General features: G+C 69.5%; 26 protein-coding genes. 19 read left to right on the plus strand and 7 right to left on the minus strand.

The genetic code is table 11. The annotated features are described in order from the left end of the window. The first annotated feature begins 134 nt into the window (after positions 1-134). Positions 135-704 (plus strand): HD domain-containing protein, encoded by a 570-nt coding sequence (locus ACZ4W5_RS05615; RefSeq protein ID WP_465653069.1) that lies wholly within the window; start codon positions 135-137, stop codon positions 702-704. Here ACZ4W5_RS05615 and ACZ4W5_RS05620 read toward each other — a convergent pair. Together ACZ4W5_RS05620 and ACZ4W5_RS05625 are read right to left on the minus strand one after the other, a co-directional pair. Beyond that, positions 686-1153: an NUDIX hydrolase gene (locus tag ACZ4W5_RS05620; protein ID WP_465653071.1), complete on the minus strand. Its 468-nt coding sequence runs from the start codon at positions 1151-1153 to the stop codon at positions 686-688. The genes ACZ4W5_RS05615 and ACZ4W5_RS05620 overlap by 19 nt on opposite strands. Further along, positions 1146-1913 carry an XRE family transcriptional regulator gene (locus tag ACZ4W5_RS05625; RefSeq protein ID WP_465653073.1) on the minus strand — a complete coding sequence of 256 codons (768 nt, stop codon included), beginning with the start codon at positions 1911-1913 and terminating at the stop codon, positions 1146-1148. The genes ACZ4W5_RS05620 and ACZ4W5_RS05625 overlap by 8 nt, the downstream gene beginning before the upstream one ends. A gap of 96 nt (positions 1914-2009) precedes the next feature. Here ACZ4W5_RS05625 and ACZ4W5_RS05630 point away from each other — a divergent pair, with 96 nt between their 5' ends. The 5 genes from ACZ4W5_RS05630 to ACZ4W5_RS05650 all read left to right on the plus strand — a co-directional run bounded on the left by ACZ4W5_RS05630 (position 2010) and on the right by ACZ4W5_RS05650 (position 6620). Next, positions 2010-2705 carry an HAD family hydrolase gene (locus tag ACZ4W5_RS05630; RefSeq protein ID WP_465653075.1) on the plus strand — a complete coding sequence of 232 codons (696 nt, stop codon included), beginning with the start codon at positions 2010-2012 and terminating at the stop codon, positions 2703-2705. Positions 2706-2837: 132 nt separating this feature from the next. Then, positions 2838-3740: a phosphotransferase gene (locus tag ACZ4W5_RS05635; protein WP_465653077.1), complete on the plus strand. Its 903-nt coding sequence runs from the start codon at positions 2838-2840 to the stop codon at positions 3738-3740. A gap of 34 nt (positions 3741-3774) precedes the next feature. Next, on the plus strand, positions 3775-4770 hold the full coding sequence (locus tag ACZ4W5_RS05640; RefSeq protein WP_465653079.1) for a nucleotidyltransferase domain-containing protein: 996 nt from the start codon (positions 3775-3777) through the stop codon (positions 4768-4770). 14 nt (positions 4771-4784) lie between these two features. Beyond that, positions 4785-5459 carry a histidine phosphatase family protein gene (locus ACZ4W5_RS05645; protein ID WP_465653081.1) on the plus strand — a complete coding sequence of 225 codons (675 nt, stop codon included), beginning with the start codon at positions 4785-4787 and terminating at the stop codon, positions 5457-5459. Positions 5460-5468: 9 nt separating this feature from the next. Beyond that, a complete protein-coding gene (locus tag ACZ4W5_RS05650; protein ID WP_465653083.1) occupies positions 5469-6620 on the plus strand; it encodes a hypothetical protein in 1152 nt (383 codons plus the stop codon). A 120-nt stretch (positions 6621-6740) separates the two neighbouring features. On the opposite strand, the gene ACZ4W5_RS05655 is transcribed toward ACZ4W5_RS05650, so the two are convergent. Further along, positions 6741-6902 (minus strand): hypothetical protein, encoded by a 162-nt coding sequence (locus ACZ4W5_RS05655; protein ID WP_465653085.1) that lies wholly within the window; start codon positions 6900-6902, stop codon positions 6741-6743. A 32-nt stretch (positions 6903-6934) separates the two neighbouring features. Here ACZ4W5_RS05655 and ACZ4W5_RS05660 point away from each other — a divergent pair, with 32 nt between their 5' ends. Beyond that, on the plus strand, positions 6935-7222 hold the full coding sequence (locus ACZ4W5_RS05660; protein WP_465653087.1) for a hypothetical protein: 288 nt from the start codon (positions 6935-6937) through the stop codon (positions 7220-7222). 2 nt (positions 7223-7224) lie between these two features. Beyond that, positions 7225-7776, plus strand: coding sequence for a GNAT family N-acetyltransferase (locus ACZ4W5_RS05665; RefSeq protein WP_465653089.1), 552 nt, complete (start codon positions 7225-7227; stop codon positions 7774-7776). A 95-nt stretch (positions 7777-7871) separates the two neighbouring features. Here ACZ4W5_RS05665 and ACZ4W5_RS05670 read toward each other — a convergent pair whose 3' ends face one another. Further along, entirely contained in the window at positions 7872-8852 is a 981-nt protein-coding gene (locus ACZ4W5_RS05670) for a COX15/CtaA family protein (protein WP_465653091.1), read from the minus strand. A 187-nt stretch (positions 8853-9039) separates the two neighbouring features. Between ACZ4W5_RS05670 and ACZ4W5_RS05675 the strand changes: the two genes are divergently transcribed. After that, positions 9040-10350, plus strand: a complete 1311-nt coding sequence (locus ACZ4W5_RS05675; protein ID WP_465653093.1) for a choice-of-anchor A family protein — start codon at positions 9040-9042, stop codon at positions 10348-10350. Between the two features lie 247 nt (positions 10351-10597). On the opposite strand, the gene ACZ4W5_RS05680 is transcribed toward ACZ4W5_RS05675, so the two are convergent. Next, positions 10598-10915: a DUF6221 family protein gene (locus tag ACZ4W5_RS05680; protein WP_465653095.1), complete on the minus strand. Its 318-nt coding sequence runs from the start codon at positions 10913-10915 to the stop codon at positions 10598-10600. 417 nt (positions 10916-11332) lie between these two features. On the opposite strand from ACZ4W5_RS05680, the gene ACZ4W5_RS05685 reads away from it, so the two are divergent. Then, positions 11333-12028: an LAETG motif-containing sortase-dependent surface protein gene (locus ACZ4W5_RS05685; RefSeq protein WP_465653097.1), complete on the plus strand. Its 696-nt coding sequence runs from the start codon at positions 11333-11335 to the stop codon at positions 12026-12028. A 79-nt stretch (positions 12029-12107) separates the two neighbouring features. On the opposite strand, the gene ACZ4W5_RS05690 is transcribed toward ACZ4W5_RS05685, so the two are convergent. Together ACZ4W5_RS05690 and ACZ4W5_RS05695 are read right to left on the minus strand one after the other, a co-directional pair. Next, positions 12108-12842, minus strand: coding sequence for an ABC transporter permease (locus ACZ4W5_RS05690; protein ID WP_465653245.1), 735 nt, complete (start codon positions 12840-12842; stop codon positions 12108-12110). A gap of 41 nt (positions 12843-12883) precedes the next feature. Continuing rightward, positions 12884-13813, minus strand: coding sequence for an ABC transporter ATP-binding protein (locus tag ACZ4W5_RS05695; protein ID WP_465653099.1), 930 nt, complete (start codon positions 13811-13813; stop codon positions 12884-12886). Positions 13814-13977: 164 nt separating this feature from the next. Here ACZ4W5_RS05695 and ACZ4W5_RS05700 point away from each other — a divergent pair, with 164 nt between their 5' ends. From ACZ4W5_RS05700 to ACZ4W5_RS05740, 9 genes are all read left to right on the plus strand, one after another. Next, complete coding sequence (locus tag ACZ4W5_RS05700; RefSeq protein ID WP_360236170.1) at positions 13978-14793, plus strand: helix-turn-helix transcriptional regulator; 816 nt, start codon at positions 13978-13980, stop codon at positions 14791-14793. A 49-nt stretch (positions 14794-14842) separates the two neighbouring features. Next, positions 14843-16258: a Fe-S cluster assembly protein SufB gene (sufB, locus tag ACZ4W5_RS05705; protein WP_360236173.1), complete on the plus strand. Its 1416-nt coding sequence runs from the start codon at positions 14843-14845 to the stop codon at positions 16256-16258. Between the two features lie 62 nt (positions 16259-16320). Continuing rightward, entirely contained in the window at positions 16321-17553 is a 1233-nt protein-coding gene (gene sufD, locus ACZ4W5_RS05710; RefSeq protein ID WP_402484579.1) for a Fe-S cluster assembly protein SufD, read from the plus strand. Positions 17554-17558: 5 nt separating this feature from the next. Further along, complete coding sequence (locus ACZ4W5_RS05715; protein WP_360236179.1) at positions 17559-17876, plus strand: bifunctional 3-phenylpropionate/cinnamic acid dioxygenase ferredoxin subunit; 318 nt, start codon at positions 17559-17561, stop codon at positions 17874-17876. Positions 17877-17882: 6 nt separating this feature from the next. Then, on the plus strand, positions 17883-18647 hold the full coding sequence (gene sufC, locus ACZ4W5_RS05720) for a Fe-S cluster assembly ATPase SufC (protein ID WP_030290237.1): 765 nt from the start codon (positions 17883-17885) through the stop codon (positions 18645-18647). Continuing rightward, complete coding sequence (locus ACZ4W5_RS05725; protein ID WP_402484583.1) at positions 18644-19906, plus strand: cysteine desulfurase; 1263 nt, start codon at positions 18644-18646, stop codon at positions 19904-19906. The genes sufC and ACZ4W5_RS05725 overlap by 4 nt, the downstream gene beginning before the upstream one ends. Before the next feature lie 20 nt (positions 19907-19926). After that, on the plus strand, positions 19927-20379 hold the full coding sequence (sufU, locus tag ACZ4W5_RS05730) for a Fe-S cluster assembly sulfur transfer protein SufU (RefSeq protein ID WP_360236185.1): 453 nt from the start codon (positions 19927-19929) through the stop codon (positions 20377-20379). A 21-nt stretch (positions 20380-20400) separates the two neighbouring features. Continuing rightward, positions 20401-20778: a metal-sulfur cluster assembly factor gene (locus ACZ4W5_RS05735; protein WP_259316762.1), complete on the plus strand. Its 378-nt coding sequence runs from the start codon at positions 20401-20403 to the stop codon at positions 20776-20778. A 224-nt stretch (positions 20779-21002) separates the two neighbouring features. Further along, entirely contained in the window at positions 21003-21662 is a 660-nt protein-coding gene (locus tag ACZ4W5_RS05740; protein ID WP_465653103.1) for a Uma2 family endonuclease, read from the plus strand. Positions 21663-21742: the final 80 nt, after the last annotated feature.

The following is a 21742-nucleotide window of genomic DNA, read 5'->3' on the forward strand; positions in this document are numbered from 1 at the left end:
GCCCGGCGCGGTCCCGGTCGGCGGGCGGGGGAGCCGGGCCGTTGTCCAACTCAGAACAGGCGATTGCGGTTCGATCGACCGTGGATCGGTTGATCCCATGCGTGGTGGCGATCGGCACGGGAAACCATCGACGCATGAGCGAAGAACCGACCTCGTGGGCCAGAGCGGTGGCGAGGGGTGAGCTGGCCGAGCCACTGCCCCGCCGCTGGGCGCACACTCAGGGGGTGGCAGAGCGAGCCCGCCGCCTCGGAGGAATTCTCGGCCGGGAGGCCGGGCTTCTGGTCCGTGCAGCTCTGCTGCACGATGTCGGCTATGCGCCGAGGCTGGCGACAACAGGGTTCCACCCGCTCGACGGCGCGCGGTTCCTCCGTGATGCCCATGGGGCTGATGACCAGCTCACGCGGTTGGTGGCGAACCACTCGTTCGCGCTGCTCGAAGCCGAGGAACGCGGCCTCCGGGAGGTACTGGAGGTCGAGTTCCCGCTGCTGGAGGACCAGCGGCTGGTCGATGCCCTGGTGTGGTGTGACATGACGACGACGCCAGATGGTGGACCGACCACGGCTGGGGCACGCCTGGCGGAGATCCTCGGTCGCTACGGGGAGGAGAGCACGGTGGGGCGGTTCATCCGTCGCGCGTCGCCGGAAATCCTCGCGGCCGTGGCGCGGGTCGAGGCGGCGCTGGTGGCTCAGCCGAGGTGGGGGTAGGTGCCGGCGAGGTAGTCGCCGATCTGTTGGCGCATGCTGGGGTGGATGTCGTACCGGTCGAGGTCGGAGGGTCGGACGAAGCGGACGTCGTCGGCCTCGTCGTTGATCGTGGGCTCTCCGCCGATCGGGCGGCCGATGTAGGTGTTCTCGTACTGCTGGCGGATCTCGCCGTCGGTGTACGCGACGATGTGGTTCGGGTTGGTGTAGACGCCGAGAAAGCCGCTGATCTCGGCTTGGATGCCGGTCTCCTCCAGGCACTCGCGCACGGCGCACTCCGCGGCGGTCTCACCGATGTCCTGGGCGCCGCCGGGCAGGGCCCACTGGCCCGTGTCCCGACGGCGCTGCAGCAGGATGGCGCCGGAGTCGTCGACGACGAGCAGATTGCTGGCGGGGATGAGGGTATTGGCCTTGGGGGCGTCGGGGTCGTTGTAGTACTCGGTCCTACCCATGTGCGGTGGTCCCCTCCCGGTCGGGCGTCCATGACCGTGCGCCGGCCCAGACGGCTTCGAAGCTCTGAGCGTAGTTGTCGAACCAGCCGGTGGAGTCCAGTCGCTTGAGGTGCAGCAGGGGGTTGGCGCTGGCCGGCTGGCCGTAGACATGCGGGTTGACCAGCAGGTTGTCGTCGTATCGGAAGAGGGAGCTGTACAGCGTGGCGTCGTGGAGCCTCACCTCGCAGCCGTCCTCCAGAAGCAGGGGGCGGTAGTAGGTGAGGGAAGCGCGGATCTTGGCAGCAAGGGTGTCGCCGATGCCTTCCTCGCGGCCTCGTACGGCGGCGGCCTGCCCCTGCGGGTCACCGAAGCACAGCCGGACCTGGACCCCGTCGGCTGTGCGCTCGGCGAGCATCCTGGCAACGTGGGGGTTGGACTGGGCGAAGAACGTCCCGGAGAAGACGAGCACGTCGATCTGTTGCCGGGCCTCCTGTAGCAGAGTCAGCCAGGTCTCACGGGGCACGCTGGCCCGGTTCGGGTAGGTGCCGACGAGTTCAGTGCCTGACCCGACGGTCCGTCGGCCCGCACGGGCCTGCGGGTTCGGCCAGAGGAAGGTTTCCTCGACGTGCAGGAACCGAGAGGCTCGGAATCGGTGTCTCGGGTGGGGCACGCGCCCGCCGAGCCAGCGGCCAACGGTCTTGGGGTCCACCTCGCAGGCCTCGGCGAGCGCGTCGGGCTCCACGCCTCGCTGAGCGAGTACGGAGTGAAGTCGCTCGTTCACGGGGGCCATACAAGCCGAGCCGGGCGCTGCCGTGCAAGGACGTGGTGAGCGCTCCGGCTTGACCTGACGAGCGATCAAGGTGCCTACGCTGGCGGGATGCAGCTCATCGTCCTGTGGGACATCGACCACACGCTCATCGAGAACGCCGGGGTGAGCAAGGAGATCTACGCCGCCGCATTCACCGCGCTGACCGGAGCCCCGCCGGCCGTGGGAGCGTCGACGGAGGGCCGCACTGACCGTCTGATCATGCGCGACATGTTTCGCCGGCATGATCTCCGGGAGCCCGACTGGCCGACCGTCGAGGCTGCGCTCACCAGGGCCGGCGAGGAGCGCTTGGGCGAACTGCGCCAGCGCGGGACGGCACTTCCGGGCGTGCTCGATGCCCTCAAGGCCGTGTCGTCCCGGGCCGATCGGGTGTCATCGGTGCTGACCGGCAACATCGCAGCGAACGCTCGTGTGAAACTGTCGGCCTTCGGCCTCGACCCGCTGTTGGATCTGGCCGTCGGGGCATACGGCGCTGACGCAGAACAGCGTCGCGATCTGGTCGCCGTCGCTCGGCGGCGTGTCCAGCGCTACCACGGACTGCCCGGGGACGCCCCCGTCGTCCTGGTCGGCGACACACCACGAGACGTCGAGGCTGCCCTCACCACGGGCTCCGGGATCATCGCGGTCGCTTCCGGTATCCACAGTCGGGCCGTGCTGGAAGCGGCGGGAGCCCCGGTGGTCCTGCCGGACCTGTCGGACACGGCGGGCCTCCTCGCTCTGCTGGAAAACGTCCCAGGACGTCCCTGAGTCGTCCACGTACGCGGTGACCAGGTCCCGCGGGGTGCCGCAACTATCGAGTGGACCGTGGGACGCCGTACAGCCCGCCCGGCACGGTTGTGTCCAGCCCGGGCCAACTCGTGTCTGTACAAGGATGGATGAATGAGTGACTGGGAGTTCGTGAAGGACAGAACCGCCGCCGAAGGTGCGGTGTGGAGTTCGACTGATGGTCTGCTCTACAAGCGGACCGGCGGCGACGACCTGCGGGCAGAGGCCGAGTTCCAGCAGCTGGCCGCCGGCCTCGGCTACCCGGTGCCGGAGATCGTCGACAGCGGGTCTGAGGACGGGCGCTACTTCGTCGTCGAGCGCGCCATCGGCGACACCTCGCTGCACGAGGAGGCCTTGGCCGACGCCGGGCGGGACGGGCAGGTCAGCTACCAGGTCATCAGTACGGCCGCTGCGGTCTCGTCGAAGCTCTTGCAGGCCCAGGCAAGGCACCCACTGCCCGCCACGCCGTGGTTCGAGAAGGCGTCCTTCGCGGCCGAGGTCTTCGAGGAGAACCCGGACTTCGACACCCCGCGCGTCCATGAGGTGGTCAAGCGCGCCCTCGACCGACTGGCCCAACTTCCGATGGTGCACGGGCACTTGGACTACGGCCTGCCCAACGTCCTCCGCGCCGGGGTCATCGACTGGCAGCACCACGGACCGGTCCCGCTGGGCTACGACGTCTACCCCGCGCTCGACATCGTGGCCTTCAAGGGCGGGGGCAAGGGGTACACGATCACCCCGGAACAGCGCGCCGCCTACACCGCGGCCCTCGACGAGACCACCGCGTCCCTGATCGGGCAGCGGGTGAGCGAGCACCTGGGCGACTTCCTGCTGGTCAAGTGCTTCTTCTTCCTCGCCCTCATACGGCCCACCGACCCCACGCGGCACGACAAGCAGATCAAGTGGCAGTACCGCCGCGCCCTTCTCACGATGGGACTTGAGCAGTATGAGTCGGGTAACACGATCGACACCGGCACCTTCCCCACTCTGGAACGGTTCGCCGCTGAGCACCGGTAGGCCGGTCCCCGCCGTCCGTGACCGCGACTACCTGATGGACCACCACGGAGTCGTCTTCAAGGTCATCGGGGACAGCCACCCTGGCAGCCACTACCTCGGCTACGTCAAGTACCACCCCGACGACAAGGGCGACCGGCGCCTGTTCGGCCGGACCTACCGGCAGAACAGCGTCGTGTCGAAGTCCTTCGGCATCCTGGCCGGCAGGCCGGAGTGCTACGTCTACTCCGACACCCTTGGCTGCGTGATCACCGGCATCCCGCGCGAGGACGTTGCCGTCCACTACTCCTGCCGCCAGGCCCTGGCCGCCATCCACGAGGACCCCGGCACGGTCGCCGACAACCCGGCCGGCAAGGACCTCCTGGCGATCACCGAGTGGATCACCGCGAACGACGCTCAGGGCCTGATCGGCGTCACCGGCTCCTTCCTCGTCGGCTGCTTCAACGAACGCTCCGACATCGACCTTGTCTGCTACGGGCCCGAGGGCTACCAGGCCGCACAGGAACTGTTCCAGCAGACCGACCTGATCCGGCCCTACGACGGAGACGACCTCACCCGGCTGTACCTCCGCCGGGCCAAGTACATGGAGGGCAGCTCCTTCGACGCCCTCATCAAGCAGGAACGCCGCAAGCTCCAGGGGCTGACCTCCGGTGCCGGCGCGCACATCAACTGCGAACCCATCCGCTCCGACCTCGACAGGAGCTTCGCCCGGATCTCCTCCAAGGAGATCGGTGAGATCTCCCTCCTGGCGAAGATCACCGACCACGTCGAGGGCCTCACCACGCCGGCCGTCTACGGGATCAAGGTCAGGACCATCCTCAGCTCGACCGTCGACGAGGCCGACTCGTTCGCCCGCCGGATCACTCATATGCGCTCGTACCTCGGTGCCTACACGGGCGCGTTCCGATCCGGCGACACCGTGCACCTGTCCGGCAAGCTCGTCCACACCCAGGACGGCGACCACAGCGGCTTCGGCATCGAACTCACCCCCTGGGCCATCAGCGGCTCGTACGTCGCCAACCTCGCCGGATAGGAGCCGCCACGGCCATGTCCCTGCTCGTCATCCGGCACGCCGAGTCCGTCGAGAACGCCGACAAGTACCACGGCTTCTACCAGGACCCCCGCCCCTACAGCGGAGCCGCCGCCCATGCCATCTCCCGCACCATCGTCGGCCTGACCCCGCGCGGATTCCGGCAGGCCCAGTGGCTCGCCGAGGTCCTCCCGCAGCTCGCGGGCTCCGAGCCGCACGTCTACACGTCGACCTACCGCAGGGCGATCGACACGGCCGCGATCGCCCTGCCCGCCCTCCCCGACGGCTGGCCCCGGCAGACCGTGCTCCTGGACGAGCAGCACTACGGTGACGCCACCTACATGACCAAGCGCGAGCTCTACGACAGCTACCCCGCACTCGCTGAGGACCGCCGCCTGCGCAAGCACGCCTGGACCGCACCGGGCGGCGCCGAGTCACTCGCCGAGGGCGTACTCGACCGGGCCGCCGAGTTCGCCGCGCTCGCCAAAGTCGTACTCCAGGAGTCGCGCACCGTCGTCGCCTTCACCCACCAGACCGCCGCGGTGGCGCTCCGATCCCTGCTCGAGCTCCGCACGCTGCCCGAGATCCTCGCCGAGGAGCGGACGGGCAAGATGCCCAACGCCGCGATCCTCCACTACGAACTGCGAGACGGCCGGTTCACCCGGACGGGAACCACCACCCCGCCGATCTAGGAGGAGCCCGTGCGACACCTGTTCCTCAACGGGCCTGTCCAGAACGGCCCCTTCACCCTCGCCTCCCGGCCTGGAAAGGCCGTGGGCATCCGCCTCGCCGCCGCCCTCAACGCCATCCTGGGCCTACCGCCCGCACCCCACCTGTGGAACACCGTCACCCTTGCGGGAGACCTCCGCCACCGCCAGGCGGAGGGCCCGGTGATCCCTCGCCAGCGGTTCGAGGCCGACCTGATCGCCGACAAGTACATGCCCGGCCGGTTTCCGGTGGGCGGCATCCTGACCGACACCGACGCGGAGGTAGCCAACCTCGCCCTGGAGATGATCGAGAACAACCTCCGCGTTGGCACTTTGACTATCAGTCGCGAGAGCGTTCCCACCTGCCGCGGCTGCGGTCACATGACCGGCAGTGGCAGCCACCCCTGCAACGCCTGTGGCAGCACCGCCACCGAGGACCGCACAGAACACCACCTCGTCGCCGAACTCGCGAGGGACCGCCCCGTCCTCGACCGCTCGGACATCCACGCCAGCCACCGCCAGCAGCCCAAGCACCTCCAGCACACCGCCGGCAATGTCGCCCAGCGGCTGATCCTTTCCCGGACCCGCGACCACGGCATCGACCTCTCGCCCCTCGGCCTCAACCGCCTCGTCCTCGACCCACGGGTCGGCATTCACGCCACCGTCCTCGCCGCAGCCCGGCGGCACGAAGCGGACACGGCCGTCATGACCATCACCGAGAACGCGGCCAACCACATCGCCGCCCACGGCCAGCACTTCCGCGAACACGGTGGCATCCGGCTCCAGTACGCGCTGCACGGCCGCATTCCGTACCACCGCGCGGCAAGCCTGCAGCCGATGTACGAGCTGTACCAGGCCGCCCAGACGACTACGGATACCTTCGAGCAGTGGTTCCTCCCGCTCTTCTCCCTGAAAGCGAGGACAACAACCCGGCCGGACCAACTGCCCGCGCTCTTCAAGCTCTTCATGCGGGCACGCCTGGCTCAGTCGGCGGAGGCCAGCGAAGCTGTTCTGGGGACGGTGCAGCAGGCGGTCGCTGCCGGTGATACGGACTGGATCACGAGCAAGCAGAAGCTGGCCAACGTAATGGCGAGCCTGAGTATCCGAAGCGAGCCTTCGGCCAGGGCAGGACATTTGTTGTTGTGACACGGCGGTGGCCCCCATTGCCGCTTGAGTTGTAGTGATCGTTGCCACGTCCTCGGCAGGCCTGCTGAGTCGCTGGGGTGAGCCGGGCCGCGCCGCCGGGGCGGCGGCGCGGCCGGGAGTTCAGCGGGCGCGGTTGATCAGGATCAGAGCCGCGGTGATGACGTGCAGGCCGGCGGCGGTGGACACCCCGTAGGCGGCCCAGACCCGTGAGGGGTCGGGGATGGGCGGGGGCGGCGGCGCATCGTCGGAGTCGTAAGTGTCGTCCAGCGGTTGTGAGTTCACCGGGGGTTCGGCGTGGGCGTCGCGAGGTCGGCGTGGACGACCTTGCCGACGACCTGCTCGGCCCGACATACAGCCGGAACGCGGTCCTGTACCGGGCACGCCTTGCCGAGGTGCTCATGAAGGCTGGCAATGTTGAGGAAGCATGCGCAGAGGCGGTGGCCAGCGCCAGTGCGGCGAAGGGAATGACCTCGGTCAGGCTGGCGGACCGGTTGCGTTCGGTGGCGTCGTTGGCCGCCCGAGTTGATACGGCGATGGCGAGAGACTGCGTTGAGGAACTTCGATCGCTTGGGATTTCGGCCCGGAAACTGGGGACGGTGTGACGATGGCGGTTCGGCTGTTGGAGGGTGAGCAGGCGGCCGAGTTGGAGAGGCAGTTGAGGGAGGTGTTCGCGGAGGCATTCGCGGAGCCTCCTTACGGCGAGGGGCCGGCCGATGTGGGGCGGGCGTTTCGTCGGTTCCGTTCGCAGGCGCGTCGGCGGGGTTTCCGGGCGGCGGTCGCCTTCGACGGCGACACCGTTGTGGGCATGGCGTACGGCTACCCGCTGTCGGCGAACACCGGATGGTGGGACACCCTGATCGATCCTGTGCCCGAGGACCTCAGGCACGAGGACGGAAGGCGCACGTTCGGTCTCTTCGAGCTCGCGGTCCGGCCCCGGTGGCGCCGCCAGGGTGTCGCCACTCGTATGCATCGCGTCCTCGTCGATGGCATCGACAACGCCAGGGTGATGCTGAACTCCCGACCGGATGCGACTGCGGCCCAGGCGGCCTACCGAGCGTGGGGCTACAGGCGCGTCGGGTCGGCGATCCCCTGGGAGGGCGCGGCTCGGCACGACGTGATGGTCCTCGAACTGACCCGCCCGGCGGCACGAGTGTGAGGTGAGAACCCGGTCGATGTCGCCCCACGGCGGACGGCGGCTGTTGTGACACATCGATGGCCCCCATCCGTGGGGATGGGGGCCATCGACGAGGCTCAGACTGCGGCGGTCTGGGGGGGCTGGGTGGGGAGGTGGTCGGGGGCCTGCTCAGCCTCGCGGGTGCGGAGGGCGAGGGGGATGCGGAGGGCGGCGATCCAGGTCAGGGAGGCTCCCAGCATGTGGAGGCCGACCATCAGCTCGGGGGCATCCGTGAAGTACTGGATGAAGCCGAGGACGCCCTGGAGGAGCAGGACGGCGAGCAACTCCTTCGCGCGGGCCTTGGCGGCCGGGGGGGCCTTGATGGCCGCGAAGACGAAGATCATCGCGATGGTGAGGCCGACCGAGACGAACGCCAGGTCTGCGTGGAACTGGGCCAGCCTGTCGTAGTCGAGCGGGATGCGGGGGACGATCTTGTTGTCCTTCGGCGTTCCCGGGTGGTGGCCGGCGCCGGTGACCAGGGTGCCCGCCGCGACCAGCAGGCCGACCACCGTGACCAGGACGTAGGAGAGCTGGTGGATGGGGCGGGCGACCGCGAGCTTCGCCGGGCCGTCGCCTTCCTTGCCGCGCTCCCACATCAGGAGGGCGACCCAGACCAGCGCCATCGCAGCGATCATGTGCAGCGCCACGGTGTACGGGTTGAGGCCAGTCAGCACCGTGATGCCGCCGAGGACGGCGTTGCTCATCACCAGCCAGAACTGGATCCAGCCGAGCTTCGTGAGGCTCCGCCGCCACGGCCGGTGGCAGCGCGCGGCGAGGATCGCCCAGCCGACCGCCGCGCTCAGCACGTACGTGAGCATCCGGTTGGTGAACTCGACGACGCCGTGGAAGCCCATCTCCGCCGTGGGCGTCAGGCTCTCGGCGGTGCAGCGGGGCCACGTGGTACAGCCGAGGCCGGAGGCGGTGAGCCGGACGGCGCCGCCGGTGACGACGATCACCACGCTCATCACCAGCGCGGCGAACGTGGCGCGCCGGACCATCGCGGCGGAGGGCTGCCAGCGCTCGGCGAGCAGGGAGAAGGGGTTCAGCACGGGCTCCATCGTAGGCGGCCTTACGGGCGATCTTGGGGCGGGGCGCGGGCTGCGGCCGCCGGTGATCAAAGCGGACTGTTCGGACAAGGCGGTCAGTGGTCTTGACCATTCACCCGTTTGGCCGAAAGAGTGCGGATTGGTCCATACCTTTTTCCGGGCCCATCCCACTTCCCGCACGTAAGCGGAGATCCTGCACATGCGCATACCCACCTCCGCCGCCGCGCTCGCGGTCGGCGGCTCGCTCGCACTCGCCGCCCTGATCGCGCCGGCCGCCCAGGCCGCCGGCACCGTCGCTGCCGACGAGCAGTGCCGCAGCCTCGGGGTCGCCAACCTGTACGGCGAGTTCATCGAGGGCGACGACACCCACACCCCCGACGCCGAGGGTGCCGTCGCGGTCGGCGGCAACGCCGACTTCACCGGCGGCTTCTCCGTCGGCCAGGAGCTGACCGCCGCCGAGGTCGACGCCCTGCCCGGCAGGAACGCACTGGTCGTGGCCGGCAAGATCACCGGCCACAACACCCAGGTGATGAACGGCAACGGCGTCTACGGTTCGAAGGCCGACGGTGCCGTGGTCGAGGCTCACCAGGGCAAGATCGCCCAGGGCGCCTCGCCGATCGACTTCAGGGCCGAGTTCACCAAGCTGCGCGCCGCCTCCACCGCGCTGGCCGCCGTGCCGCAGACCGCCGGGGCCACCGTCCAGGCCAAGGGCGCCGAGCTCACCTTCACCGGCGGGGACGCCACGTACAACAGCTTCACCGTCGACGCCGGGAAGCTCCAGGGCGCCAAGGACGTCTTCGTCAAGGTGCCGGCCGGCTCGGTGACCGTCATCAACGTGACCGGCGGCTCGTACGACATGGCGGCGGCCGGGACCACCGGCTTCCACCTGTGGGACGAGGGCAGGTCGGCCTTCCTGCTGGACGACAAGAACCTGAGCGCGGCGGGCGGCGCGATCCGGGCCAAGCTGCTCTGGAACTTCCCCACCGCGACCAAGGTGGTCAAGAACAGCAAGGCCGCCTGGGTCGGGACGGTGCTCGCACCCAACGCCGCCTTCGAGCTCGGCAGTGGCGGCCCGGTCAACGGCTCGGTGATCGCGGCCTCGCTGACCGGCAAGGGCGGCGCCGAGACCCACCACTACCCCTTCACCGGCTGCCTGCCGGGGACGCCGGTGCCGGCCCCGACCGGTACGCCGACCGTTCCGCCGGTGGTGCCGAGCGGTTCGCCGTCGGTGACGCCGAGCGGTTCGGCGAGCCCGTCGGGCAGCCCGTCCGCGCCGACGAGCGGCACGCCCAGTGCGGGCGGTTCGGCGAGCCCGTCGGCCTCCGCTTCGACTGGCGGCCCGGCCGCCCCGGGTTCGGTGAGTCCGTCCGCCCCGTCGAACGAGGGCGGCAACCTGGCGCACACCGGCTCCGGTCCGGTGCTGCCGCTGGCGATCGGCGGCGCCGTGGTGCTGGCGGCCGGTGGCGGGATCGTGGTCGCGGCCCGGCGCAAGGCCGCGAAGCGGGCCTGAGAGGCCTGAGAGGTCTGAACGGCCTGAACGGCCTGAGCGGTCCGAGCGTCCGTTGACGTGCGTTCGTCGATATGTCGGCAGGGCGCCCCCGGTGATTGAACCTGATCACCGGGGGCGCTGTCCTGTGTCACTGGACCTTGACCGATTGCCACTGAGGCTTGACCGCTGCCCAGTTCGTGCCAGCGGACGTTGACGGCCTTGCCGACCCCCGGTCGTGCGGCCAGGAACCTGGGACGGGCGGGGCTCCCTAGGGCTGCGTCCGAGGACGCCACAGCTCACGGTAGTCGGGGTCGTCGCGGTAGATCTGGGCAAGGAGTCTGACCGCCGCTCCAAGACCGGCGGCCCGGCCGGCGTCGAAGTCCTTGCTGGTGGCGGCCGTGTCCGGCACGTCGAGATGTGCAACAGGCGCGTAGAGGTCTGTGACCGCGCGAACCATGTCGATCATTGGGATCGTGCTGTCGAGGTGCACGTCCGTGTCGGGGGGAGCAAGCGACGTGATCATCACGACGTTGTGCTCGTCCGCGTCGAGTTTCGCTCGCACGAACTGGATGAGGCCATCGTTCATGGCGATCATCCTGACCGACGGCCGCGCGGTGCGTGAAGCCCTGTGTCTGTCGCCGCACGCCCGGTGGATGGCTGTTGAGCAGGGCGGTCAGGATTCACTGGCAGAAACGCACGTCGGTCAACGTTCAGTGGCAGAAACGCACGCCGGTCAAGGTCCAGTGGCACGGAACAGGCGCCGTTGTGTGCTGAAAGTGACCAAGTTCATTCAAGTCTGCCGAATCCGCGTTCTGCGAGGTGGCGGCTGTGATGGGCTGGTCGAGCACATCCAGGAACGCACGGACAGACGAAATCCGGTCGTACGGCGGGGTGTGGCGAGGTGTGGGAGTGCCGGTAGAGTCCCCCGGACATGTCGTAGTGGGCCACCGCGAACCACTTCAACCCGCCTGCTGCGCAAGACCGTTCGGAGGGGAACAGGGTAATGGCGCGACAGCAGCGGCACATTCGGATGGGCGCGGCGGCACTCGCCGGTACGGCGGCGGCCGGAATTCTCCTGCCGCTGGCGCTGGCCACCAACGCCTCGGCACACGTGCCGACCTGGTCGGTGACCTGCGACCAGGTCGTGGTCGACCTGATCAACTACAGCCCCAAGCCTGACGTGAAGAACACCGTCAGCCTGACCATCGGTGACGAGAAGGTCGTGGATGCCCAGGGGTTCCCGGCGGAGTTCCACGGCAAGTACCCGGTGAAGGACCACGACGCCCCGATCGTCGCCCACCTGGTGGTCAAGACCACCGAGACCCCGGCGGAGAAGGGGTGGAACATCGACGAGACCAAGACCATCGCGCCGTGCCACACCCCGACCCCCACGCCGACCCCCACCCCCACCAAGACCCCCACCCCGACGCCGACCCCCACCACCACCCCGACGCAGACGCCGATCGGCACCCCGTCGGCGACGCCCACCCCGAGCGGGACCCCGTCGGCCGGCCCCACCCCCAGCCGGACGACCCCGGCCGTCCCCGCCCCGGTGCCCAGCACCAGTGCCCCGGCGCTGGCCCAGACCGGTAGCAGCGACGCCACCCCGATGATCGCGGCGGCCGGTGGCGGCGTGCTGCTGGTCGGTGGTGCGCTCGTGCTGCTCGCCCGCAAGCGGCGCGGTGGCAGCCAGGGCTGACCCCCGATGATCGGCTGAAATGCCTGACGCCCCCGGCCTGTTGAGGTCGGGGGCGTCAGGCATCGAAGGGGACGCGGCGCTACTCCCAGCGGAAGAACCGGGCGGCCGCGGCCAGCCCCAGGACGGCCCAGCCGGCCAGGATCCCGAGGTCCGACCAGGGCACCCCGGCGCCGTGCTGGAGCACCGAGCGCAGCCCGTCCGAGAGCGCCGAGATCGGCAGCAGCTCCAGCACCGACCGTACGGCGTCCGGGAACTTGCTCAGCGGCACGATCACCCCGCCGGCCAGCAGCAGCAGGATGAACACCAGGTTGGCGGCGGCCAGGGTGGCCTCGGCCTTGAGGGTGCCGGCCATCAGCAGGCCCAGGCCGGAGAAGGCGGCGGTGCCGAGGACCAGCAGGGCGGCGACGGCCAGTGCCCCCTGCGGGGTGGCGAGCCCGTGCGGGGACCAGCCGAGGGCCAGGGCGATCACCGACAGCAGGGCGACCTGGAGCACCTCGGTGACCAGCACGCAGCCGGTCTTGGCGGTCAGCAGCGTCCAGCGCGGCAGCGGGCTGGCGCCGAGCCGCTTGAGCACGCCGTAGCGGCGCTCGAAGCCGGTGGCGATGGCCTGCCCGGTGAAGGCGGTGGACATCACGGCCAGTGCGAGCAGGCCGGGGGCCAGGAAGTCGACCCGCTTGCCGGGGCCCTCCACAGCGACGACGTCCACGGCGGAGAACAGCACCAGCAGCACGGTCGGGATGACCACGGTGAGCAGCAGCTGCTCACCGTTGCGCAGCAGCATCTTCGTCTCGAAGGCGGTCTGGGCGAGCAGCATCCGGCCGACGGGTGCGGCGCCGGGCTTCGGCGCGTACGTACTCACGAGCGGAGCTCCCGTCCGGTCAGGTCGAGGAAGACGTCTTCGAGGCTGCGGCGCTGCACGGCCAGCCGTTCGGGCAGGATGCCGGAGGCCGCGCACCAGCCGGTGACGGCGGCCAGCAGCCGGCTGGGGTCGAGGGGGGCCTCGACGCGGTAGCTGCCGGGGGCGGTCTCGGTGCCGGTGGCGCCGGCGGGCAGTTCCTTGAGCAGCGGGGCGAGGTCGAGGCCGGGCGGGCCGTCGAAGCGCAGGGCGTCCTCGGCGCCGCCGCGGCACAGCTCGGTCACGGTGCCGTCGGCGATGACCTTGCCGCGGTCGACGACGGCGACGCGGTCGGCGAGCTGTTCGGCCTCGTCCATGTGGTGGGTGGTGACGACCACGGTGACGCCGTCCCGGCGCAGGTCGCGGACCAGGTCCCAGGTGGCGCGGCGGGCCTGGGGGTCGAGGCCGGCGGTGGGTTCGTCCAGGAAGACCAGTTCGGGGCGGCCGACCACGGCCATCGCGAGGGCGAGCCGCTGCTGCTGGCCGCCGGAGAGCCGGCGGTAGGTGGTGCGGCCGCAGGAGCCGAGGCCGAGGCGCTCGACCAGGTCGTCCACGTCCAGCGGGTGGGCGTGCAGCTTGGCGGTGTGCCGGAGCATCTCGACGGCGCGCGCGCCCGCGTACACGCCCCCGGACTGGAGCATCACGCCGATCCGGGGCCGCAGGGCGGCGCTCTGGGTGACCGGGTCGAGGCCGAGGACGCGGACGGTGCCGGCGTCGGGGCGGCGGTAGCCCTCGCAGGTCTCGATGGTGGTGGTCTTGCCGGCGCCGTTGGGGCCGAGGACGGCGGTGATCGCGCCGGTCGCGATGGTCAGGTCGAGGCCGTCCACCGCGGCCTTGTCACCGTAGCGTTTGACCAGCCCGGCGACCTGGACCGCGGGTACGGGGTTCATACCGGCGAGTCTAAGAGGGTCGAACGCCCGGGCCGGACATCGGCCTTGGTGATCGTTTACGCAGGTCAGGTAAGGCTTGCCTGCGTGACAGATGACACGAGTGAGGCCTGGATCACGGCTTGTCCTGTCGGAAGTAATTACGCAACACTGGTGTTGTGAAAAACATGCGCGAGCACACCCCGCAGCAGGAGGCCGAGTCGGCCCCCGGCTTCGACGTGCCCGTGACGGCGGCCGAGGTGCTGCTGGAGGGCCACCGGGCCACCCGGGACCGGGTCGCCCGGTCGATCCTGGACCACGGCCCCTCCTCCGCCGCCGACCTGGCGACCCGGCTCGGCCTCACGGCCGCAGCCGTCCGCCGCCACCTGGACGGCCTAGCCGCCGCCCGTCTGGTCGAGTCCCGCGAGCAGCGGGTCTACGGCAGCCGGGGCCGGGGCCGCCCGGCCAAGGTCTTCGCCCTCACCGACGCCGGCCGGGACGCCTTCTACCAGGCGTACGACCAGCTCGCCGCCGACGCCCTGCGTTGGATCGCGGACTCGGTGGGCGGCGGCGAGGCGGGCGAGGAGGCGGTCGCCGCCTTCGCCCGCGCCCGCTTCGGCAAGCAGGCCGAGAAGTACCTGGAGACTCTGCGGCAGGCCGAGGTCCAGGACCGCCCGGAGGCCCTTGCCCAGGCGCTGAGCGCGGACGGGTACGCTGCCACGGTGCGGCGTGTCCCGTCGGCCGTGGCCAAGGCCCCGGCGGGCGCCCAGCTCTGCCAGCACCACTGCCCGGTCGCGCACATCGCCGAGCAGTTCCCGCAGCTCTGCGAGGCGGAGACCGAGGTCTTCTCCCAGCTCCTGGGCACCCATGTGCAACGGCTGGCCACCATCGCCCACGGCGACGGGGTCTGCACCACCTATGTGCCGGCACCCGGTGCCGCATCGTCGCCCGCCCAGCGCACCGCGGGCCACGGTTCCGATGCGGCGCCGACTGCCAGTACATGAAAACTCCGCGTCCACCGAAGATTCAGCGTCCGCGCGTTAGGAAGCTCGCATGACTGACACCGTTTCGCACCCCGAGCTCGAAGGCCTCGGCAATTACGAGTACGGCTGGGCCGACCCGGACACCGCCGGTGCCGCGGCCAAGCGCGGGCTCAGCGAGGAGGTCGTCCGCGACATCTCGGCGAAGAAGAACGAGTCCGAGTGGATGCTGAACCTGCGGCTCAAGGGCCTCAAGCTGTTCGGCAAGAAGCCCATGCCGACCTGGGGCTCCGACCTCACCGGCATCGACTTCGACAACATCAAGTACTTCGTCCGCTCCACCGAGAAGCAGGCCGAGTCCTGGGAGGACCTGCCCGCGGACATCAAGGCCACGTACGACAAGCTGGGCATCCCGGAGGCGGAGAAGCAGCGCCTGGTCGCCGGTGTCGCCGCCCAGTACGAGTCCGAGGTCGTCTACCACCAGATCCGCGAGGACCTGGAGGAGCAGGGCGTCATCTTCCTGGACACCGACACCGCGCTGCGCGAGCACCCGGAGATCTTCAAGGAGTACTTCGGCACCGTCATCCCGGCCGGCGACAACAAGTTCGCCGCGCTGAACACGGCGGTGTGGTCCGGCGGCTCGTTCATCTACGTGCCGAAGGGCGTGCACGTCGACATCCCGCTCCAGGCCTACTTCCGGATCAACACCGAGAACATGGGCCAGTTCGAGCGGACGCTGATCATCGTCGACGAGGACGCCTACGTCCACTACGTCGAGGGCTGCACCGCGCCGATCTACTCCTCCGACTCGCTGCACTCGGCGGTCGTCGAGATCATCGTCAAGAAGGGCGGCCGCTGCCGCTACACGACCATCCAGAACTGGTCGAACAACGTCTACAACCTGGTCACCAAGCGCGCCGTGGCGTACGAGGGCGCGACCATGGAGTGGGTCGACGGCAACATCGGCTCCAAGGTCACCATGAAGTACCCGGCCGTCTACCTGATGGGCGAGCACGCCAAGGGCGAGACCCTGTCGATCGCCTTCGCGGGCGAGGGCCAGCACCAGGACGCCGGCGCCAAGATGGTGCACATGGCGCCGAACACCTCGTCCAACATCGTCTCCAAGTCGGTGGCGCGCGGCGGCGGCCGGACCTCCTACCGCGGTCTGATCGAGATCGGTGAGGGCTCCAAGGGCGCCAAGTCCAACGTGCTGTGCGACGCGCTGCTGGTCGACACGATCTCCCGCTCGGACACCTACCCCTACGTGGACGTCCGCGAGGACGACGTGTCCATGGGCCACGAGGCGACCGTCTCCAAGGTCAGCGAGGACCAGCTGTTCTACCTGATGAGCCGCGGCATGACCGAGTTCGAGGCGATGGCGATGATCGTCCGCGGCTTCGTCGAGCCGATCGCGCGCGAGCTGCCGATGGAGTACGCGCTGGAGCTCAACCGGCTGATCGAGCTGCAGATGGAGGGCGCGGTCGGCTGACGACCGGCCGTACCGCCGCCATCCATCCGGAATTTCTGAGGAAGAGAGCACTACGAACAGCCATGGCTGACGTTCAGAACACCACCGGCTCCACCACCGCCGGTTCGATCGAGGTCGGCACCGCCGGCGCGGGCGCGCAGCTCGCCGGCCCCGGCACCGGCCGGACCACCGTGCACCAGCCGATCGACGCGCGCGTCGCGGTCAAGCCGTCCTTCGACGTGAACGACTTCCCGGTGCCCACCGGCCGCGAGGAGGACTGGCGGTTCACCCCGCTGCACCGCCTCGCCGGCCTGCACGACGGCACCGCCGCGGCCGGCGAGCGGGGCGAGGACAAGGTCGAGTTCGCGCTGCCGGACGGCGTCACCGCCGAGACCGTCGGCCGCGACGACGCCCGGCTGGGCAAGGCCGGCACGCCGGTCGACCGGGTCGCCGCGCAGGCGTTCAGCGCGTTCGAGCAGGCGCTCGTGGTCACCGTCCCCAAGGACGCGGTGCTGACCGAGCCGGTCCGGATCGACGTGCGGGGCGAGGGCGGGGTCCGCTTCGCCCATGTGGTGATCGACGTCAAGCCGTTCGCCGAGGCCGTCGTGGTGCTCAACCACGAGGGCACCGGCACCCGGGCCGCCAACGTCGAGGTGCTGGTCGGCGACGGTGCCAAGCTCACCTTCGTCTCCGTGCAGGACTGGGACCGGGACGCCGTCCACGTCGCCCAGCACAGCGCGCTGGTCGGCCGGGACGCCTCGTTCAAGTCCGTGGTCGTCACCTTCGGCGGCGACCTGGTCCGCCTCCACCCGCGGGTCAACTACGCCGGCCCCGGCGGCGAGGCCGAGCTGTTCGGCCTCTACTTCGCCGACGCCGGCCAGCACCTGGAGCACCGCCTGGTCATCGACCACGACACGCCGCACTGCCGGTCGAACGTGGCGTACAAGGGCGCGCTGCAGGGCCAGGACGCCCACGCGGTCTGGGTCGGCGACGTGCTGATCCGCGCCGCCGCGGTCGGCACCGACACCTACGAGCTCAACCGGAACCTGGTGCTCACCGACGGTGCCCGGGTCGACTCGATCCCGAACCTGGAGATCGAGACCGGCGAGATCGTCGGCGCCGGCCACGCCTCGGCGACCGGCCGCTTCGACGACGAGCAGCTGTTCTACCTGATGGCCCGCGGCATCCCGGCCGAGGAGGCCCGCCGCCTGGTGGTCCGCGGCTTCTTCGCCGAACTGCTCCAGCAGATCGGGGTGGCCGAGGTCCAGGAGCAGCTCATGGTGAAGATCGACGCAGAGCTGGAAGCGGCGGTCTGATCCCGATGAGCTTCCTGCGTGCCTGCGCGCTGAGCGACCTCCAGGAGGACGTTCCCAAGCGCGTGGACCTCAACGGCGTGCCGGTCACGGTCGTCCGCACCGACGAGGGGGTGTTCGCGATCAACGACACCTGCTCGCACGCGAACGTCTCGCTCTCGGAGGGCGAGGTCGAGGACTGCATGATCGAGTGCTGGCTGCACGGCTCCAGCTTCGACCTGCGCACCGGCAAGCCCTCCGGCCTGCCCGCCACCAAGCCGGTCGCTGTCTACCCCGTAAAGATCGAAGGGGACGATGTGCTCGTCTCCGTCAACCAGGAGTCCTGAGTACACATGGCAACCCTTGAAATCCGCGACCTGCACGTCTCCGTCGAGGCCGAGAACGGCCCGCGCGAGATCCTGAAGGGCGTCGACCTGACCGTGAAGCAGGGCGAGACCCACGCCATCATGGGTCCGAACGGCTCCGGCAAGTCCACCCTGGCCTACTCGCTGGCCGGCCACCCCAAGTACACCGTCACCGGCGGCAGCGTGCTGCTGGACGGCGAGGACGTCCTGGAGATGTCCGTCGACGAGCGCGCCAAGGCCGGCGTCTTCCTGGCCATGCAGTACCCGGTCGAGGTCCCCGGTGTCTCGGTCTCCAACTTCCTGCGCACCGCCGCCACCGCCGTCCGCGGCGAGGCCCCCAAGCTGCGGCTGTGGGTCAAGGAGGTCAAGGAGGCGATGGCCGCCCTGCAGATGGACCCGGCCTTCGCCGAGCGCAACGTCAACGAGGGCTTCTCCGGCGGCGAGAAGAAGCGCCATGAGATCCTCCAGCTGGAGCTCCTCAAGCCGAAGATCGCGATCCTCGACGAGACCGACTCCGGCCTGGACGTCGACGCGCTGCGGATCGTCTCCGAGGGCATCAACCGGGTCCGCTCCACCGGCGAGGTCGGCACCCTGCTGGTGACCCACTACACCCGCATCCTGCGGTACATCAAGCCCGACTACGTCCACGTCTTCGCGGGCGGCCGCATCGTCGAGTCCGGCGGCGCCGAGCTGGCCGACAAGCTGGAGAACGAGGGCTACGAGGCTTATGTGAAGGGGGGCGCTTCCGAGTGACCCGTACCCCGCTGTCCGGCCTGCTCGACACCGACGCGATCCGCAAGGACTTCCCGGTCCTGCAGCGGCTGCTCCACGACGACAAGCCGCTGGTCTACCTGGACAACGCGGCGACCTCGCAGAAGCCGCGCCAGGTGCTGGAGGCGCTGAACGCCTACTACGAGCGGCACAACGCCAACGTCCACCGCGGCGTGCACGTGCTCGCCGAGGAGGCCACGGCCCTGTACGAGGGCGCCCGCGACAAGGTCGCGGCCTTCGTCAACGCGCCGAGCCGCAACGAGGTGATCTTCACCAAGAACGCCTCCGAGTCGCTCAACCTCGTTGCCAACATGCTCGGTTGGGCCGACGAGCCGTACAAGGTCGACGCCGACTCCGAGATCGTGATCACGGAGATGGAGCACCACTCCAACATCGTCCCGTGGCAGCTGCTCTCGCAGCGCACCGGTGCGAAGCTCAAGTGGTTCGGGCTCACCGACGAGGGCCGGCTCGACCTGTCCGACATCGACGAGCTGATCACCGAGAAGACCAAGGTGGTCTCCTTCACCCTGGTCTCCAACCTGCTGGGCACCGTCAACCCGGTCGAGACGATCGTCCGCAAGGCCCAGTCGGTCGGCGCGCTGGTCGTCATCGACGCCTCGCAGGCCGCGCCGCACATGGTGCTCGACGTCCAGGCGCTGGAGGCCGACTTCGTCGCCTTCACCGGGCACAAGATGCTCGGCCCGACCGGCATCGGCGTGCTCTGGGGCCGCCAGGAGCTGCTGGAGGACCTCCCGCCGTTCCTCGGCGGCGGCGAGATGATCGAGACCGTCACCATGGGCTCGTCCACCTACGCCCCGGCGCCGCACAAGTTCGAGGCCGGCACCCCGCCGATCGCCCAGGCGGTCGGGCTCGGCGCGGCCATCGACTACCTGTCGGCCATCGGCATGGACAAGATCGCCGCGCACGAGCACGCCATCACCGAGTACGCGGTGGAGCGCCTGCTGGAGGTCCCCGACCTGCGGATCATCGGTCCGCGCACGGCCGTGGACCGCGGCGCCGCGATCTCCTTCACCCTCGGTGACATCCACCCGCACGACGTGGGCCAGGTGCTGGACGAGCAGGGCGTCGCCGTGCGCGTCGGACACCACTGCGCGCGTCCGGTCTGCCTCCGGTACGGAATTCCGGCGACCACGCGGGCGTCGTTCTACCTGTACTCGACGCCGGGCGAGGTCGACGCGCTGATCGACGGCCTGCACCACGTCCGGAACTTCTTCGGCTGACGGGACAGGGCAGGACGATCATGAAGCTCGACTCGATGTACCAGGACATCATCCTGGACCACTACCGCAACCCGAAGGGCAAGGGGCTGCGGGACGGCGACGCCGAGGTGCACCACGTCAACCCGACGTGTGGCGACGAGATCACCCTGCGGGTGAAGCTCGACGGCGCGACCGTCGCCGACGTCTCGTACGAGTCCCAGGGCTGCTCGATCAGCCAGGCCAGCGCCTCGGTGCTGAACGAGCTGGTGGTCGGCAAGACCGTCGGCGAGGCGCAGGCCGTCCAGGAGGCCTTCCTGGAGCTGATGCAGAGCAAGGGCCAGGGCGAGGGCGACGAGGAGGTGCTGGAGGACGCGGTCGCGTTCGCCGGCGTCTCCAAGTACCCGGCCCGGGTCAAGTGCGCCCTGCTCAGCTGGATGGCCTGGAAGGACGCCACCGCCCAGGCGCTCGCCAAGCACCCCGCCGTGAACGACTGACCCGCAGAGGAGGACAAGACCATGAGTGACGAAACCCCCTCCACTGCGGAGGAGCAGACCGGCACCGTCATCGTCGGCACCACGGCCGGCACCGTCTCGGTCGAGGACCTGACCGAGGCCCTGATGGACGTCGTCGACCCCGAACTGGGCATCGACGTCGTCAACCTGGGCCTGATCTACGGCATCCACATCGACGAGTCCGATGTGGCCACCATCGACATGACGCTCACCTCGGCGGCCTGCCCGCTGACCGACGTCATCGAGGACCAGGCCAAGACCGCCACCGACGGCCTGGTCCAGGACCTGCGGATCAACTGGGTCTGGATGCCGCCGTGGGGCCCGGACAAGATCACCGACGACGGCCGCGACCAGCTGCGGGCGCTGGGCTTCAACGTCTGAGGTCTGATCGTCGATCGTCGTTCCGCTGCCCGGGACTCCTTCGTGGAGTCCCGGGCAGCGGCGTTTCCGCCACGGGGTGAACACCCGCGCGTGCTGCCTGAGCTACGTCGAGCGTCAATCTGTTGCCGCGCAAACCGCTCCTTAGGAGGAAGGATTTGCGCGGCAGTGGTATATCTGCGACCGGGCGGCCAGGCTGGTGCCGCGACCTCGGAGGGAGCGAAGTCATGTCGGTGATTGCGTTTGCGCAGTTGCTTCTGCCTGACTCGCCGTACGCCATGTGGGTCCGGGGAGAACTGGAGGAATACCTCCGGCTACCGGACGACGGCACGCGAGTCGAGGTGGTCGGAGGGGAGATCGTCGTGTCACCGGCGCCGGTATACGCCCACGGGGGAATCCTTTCGGATATCCATCGGGGCTTCGAGCGTGCGTGGTTCACGGATGACGACTTCCAGTGGCGGGTCGTACAGGCCATCAACCTGGACCTGATCGAGATCGGTGACGGCTACGTCCCCGACATGGTCGTCGTGCAGAAGGACATCGACGCGGAGAAGCGCGCTGAAGACGCCCTGCACCTGCACCCACACGATCTGGCGCTGGTGGTCGAGGTGACCTCATCGTCCAACGCCCGTCACGACCGCCGTCCCATGTTCGGCCGCCAGGTCAAGCCCACCAAGTGGAGCGGGTACGCGCGGACAGGGGTGCCGTACTACTTGCTGGTCGACCGTGATCCGCGTCAGCCCGGCGTCACCTTGTTCGGCGAGCCGAACAAGGCCGAGGGAACGTACGAGTCCTTGGGTGAGTGGAAGTTCGGGGAGTCCGTTCGACTCCCGGAACCGTTCGATGTCGAGATCGTCACCGATGCCTGGAAGCCCTGGAGTTCCTAGGTACGGGAACGGGGGGGGGGGGGGGGGGGGGGGGGGGGCCGGGCAGGGGAGTCTTCTTTGTTTCTTTTTTTTTGTTTGTT

It is taken from the genome of Kitasatospora sp. NPDC029367, from assembly GCF_055569135.1.

Excerpts from the sequence above, each read along its gene's own strand:
- ACZ4W5_RS05615 (WP_465653069.1), top strand. The coding sequence starts at position 135 with ATGAGCGAAGAACCGACCTCGTGGGCCAGAGCGGTGGCGAGGGGTGAG.
- ACZ4W5_RS05620 (WP_465653071.1), bottom strand. The coding sequence starts at position 1,153 with ATGGGTAGGACCGAGTACTACAACGACCCCGACGCCCCCAAGGCCAAT.
- ACZ4W5_RS05630 (WP_465653075.1), top strand. The coding sequence starts at position 2,010 with ATGCAGCTCATCGTCCTGTGGGACATCGACCACACGCTCATCGAGAAC.
- ACZ4W5_RS05635 (WP_465653077.1), top strand. The coding sequence starts at position 2,838 with ATGAGTGACTGGGAGTTCGTGAAGGACAGAACCGCCGCCGAAGGTGCG.
- ACZ4W5_RS05640 (WP_465653079.1), top strand. The coding sequence starts at position 3,775 with ATGGACCACCACGGAGTCGTCTTCAAGGTCATCGGGGACAGCCACCCT.
- ACZ4W5_RS05645 (WP_465653081.1), top strand. The coding sequence starts at position 4,785 with ATGTCCCTGCTCGTCATCCGGCACGCCGAGTCCGTCGAGAACGCCGAC.
- ACZ4W5_RS05665 (WP_465653089.1), top strand. The coding sequence starts at position 7,225 with ATGGCGGTTCGGCTGTTGGAGGGTGAGCAGGCGGCCGAGTTGGAGAGG.
- ACZ4W5_RS05670 (WP_465653091.1), bottom strand. The coding sequence starts at position 8,852 with ATGGAGCCCGTGCTGAACCCCTTCTCCCTGCTCGCCGAGCGCTGGCAG.
- ACZ4W5_RS05675 (WP_465653093.1), top strand. The coding sequence starts at position 9,040 with ATGCGCATACCCACCTCCGCCGCCGCGCTCGCGGTCGGCGGCTCGCTC.
- ACZ4W5_RS05680 (WP_465653095.1), bottom strand. The coding sequence starts at position 10,915 with ATGAACGATGGCCTCATCCAGTTCGTGCGAGCGAAACTCGACGCGGAC.
- ACZ4W5_RS05685 (WP_465653097.1), top strand. The coding sequence starts at position 11,333 with ATGGCGCGACAGCAGCGGCACATTCGGATGGGCGCGGCGGCACTCGCC.
- ACZ4W5_RS05690 (WP_465653245.1), bottom strand. The coding sequence starts at position 12,842 with ATGCTGCTCGCCCAGACCGCCTTCGAGACGAAGATGCTGCTGCGCAAC.
- ACZ4W5_RS05695 (WP_465653099.1), bottom strand. The coding sequence starts at position 13,813 with ATGAACCCCGTACCCGCGGTCCAGGTCGCCGGGCTGGTCAAACGCTAC.
- ACZ4W5_RS05700 (WP_360236170.1), top strand. The coding sequence starts at position 13,978 with ATGCGCGAGCACACCCCGCAGCAGGAGGCCGAGTCGGCCCCCGGCTTC.
- sufB (WP_360236173.1), top strand. The coding sequence starts at position 14,843 with ATGACTGACACCGTTTCGCACCCCGAGCTCGAAGGCCTCGGCAATTAC.
- sufD (WP_402484579.1), top strand. The coding sequence starts at position 16,321 with ATGGCTGACGTTCAGAACACCACCGGCTCCACCACCGCCGGTTCGATC.
- ACZ4W5_RS05715 (WP_360236179.1), top strand. The coding sequence starts at position 17,559 with ATGAGCTTCCTGCGTGCCTGCGCGCTGAGCGACCTCCAGGAGGACGTT.
- sufC (WP_030290237.1), top strand. The coding sequence starts at position 17,883 with ATGGCAACCCTTGAAATCCGCGACCTGCACGTCTCCGTCGAGGCCGAG.
- sufU (WP_360236185.1), top strand. The coding sequence starts at position 19,927 with ATGAAGCTCGACTCGATGTACCAGGACATCATCCTGGACCACTACCGC.
- ACZ4W5_RS05735 (WP_259316762.1), top strand. The coding sequence starts at position 20,401 with ATGAGTGACGAAACCCCCTCCACTGCGGAGGAGCAGACCGGCACCGTC.
- ACZ4W5_RS05740 (WP_465653103.1), top strand. The coding sequence starts at position 21,003 with ATGTCGGTGATTGCGTTTGCGCAGTTGCTTCTGCCTGACTCGCCGTAC.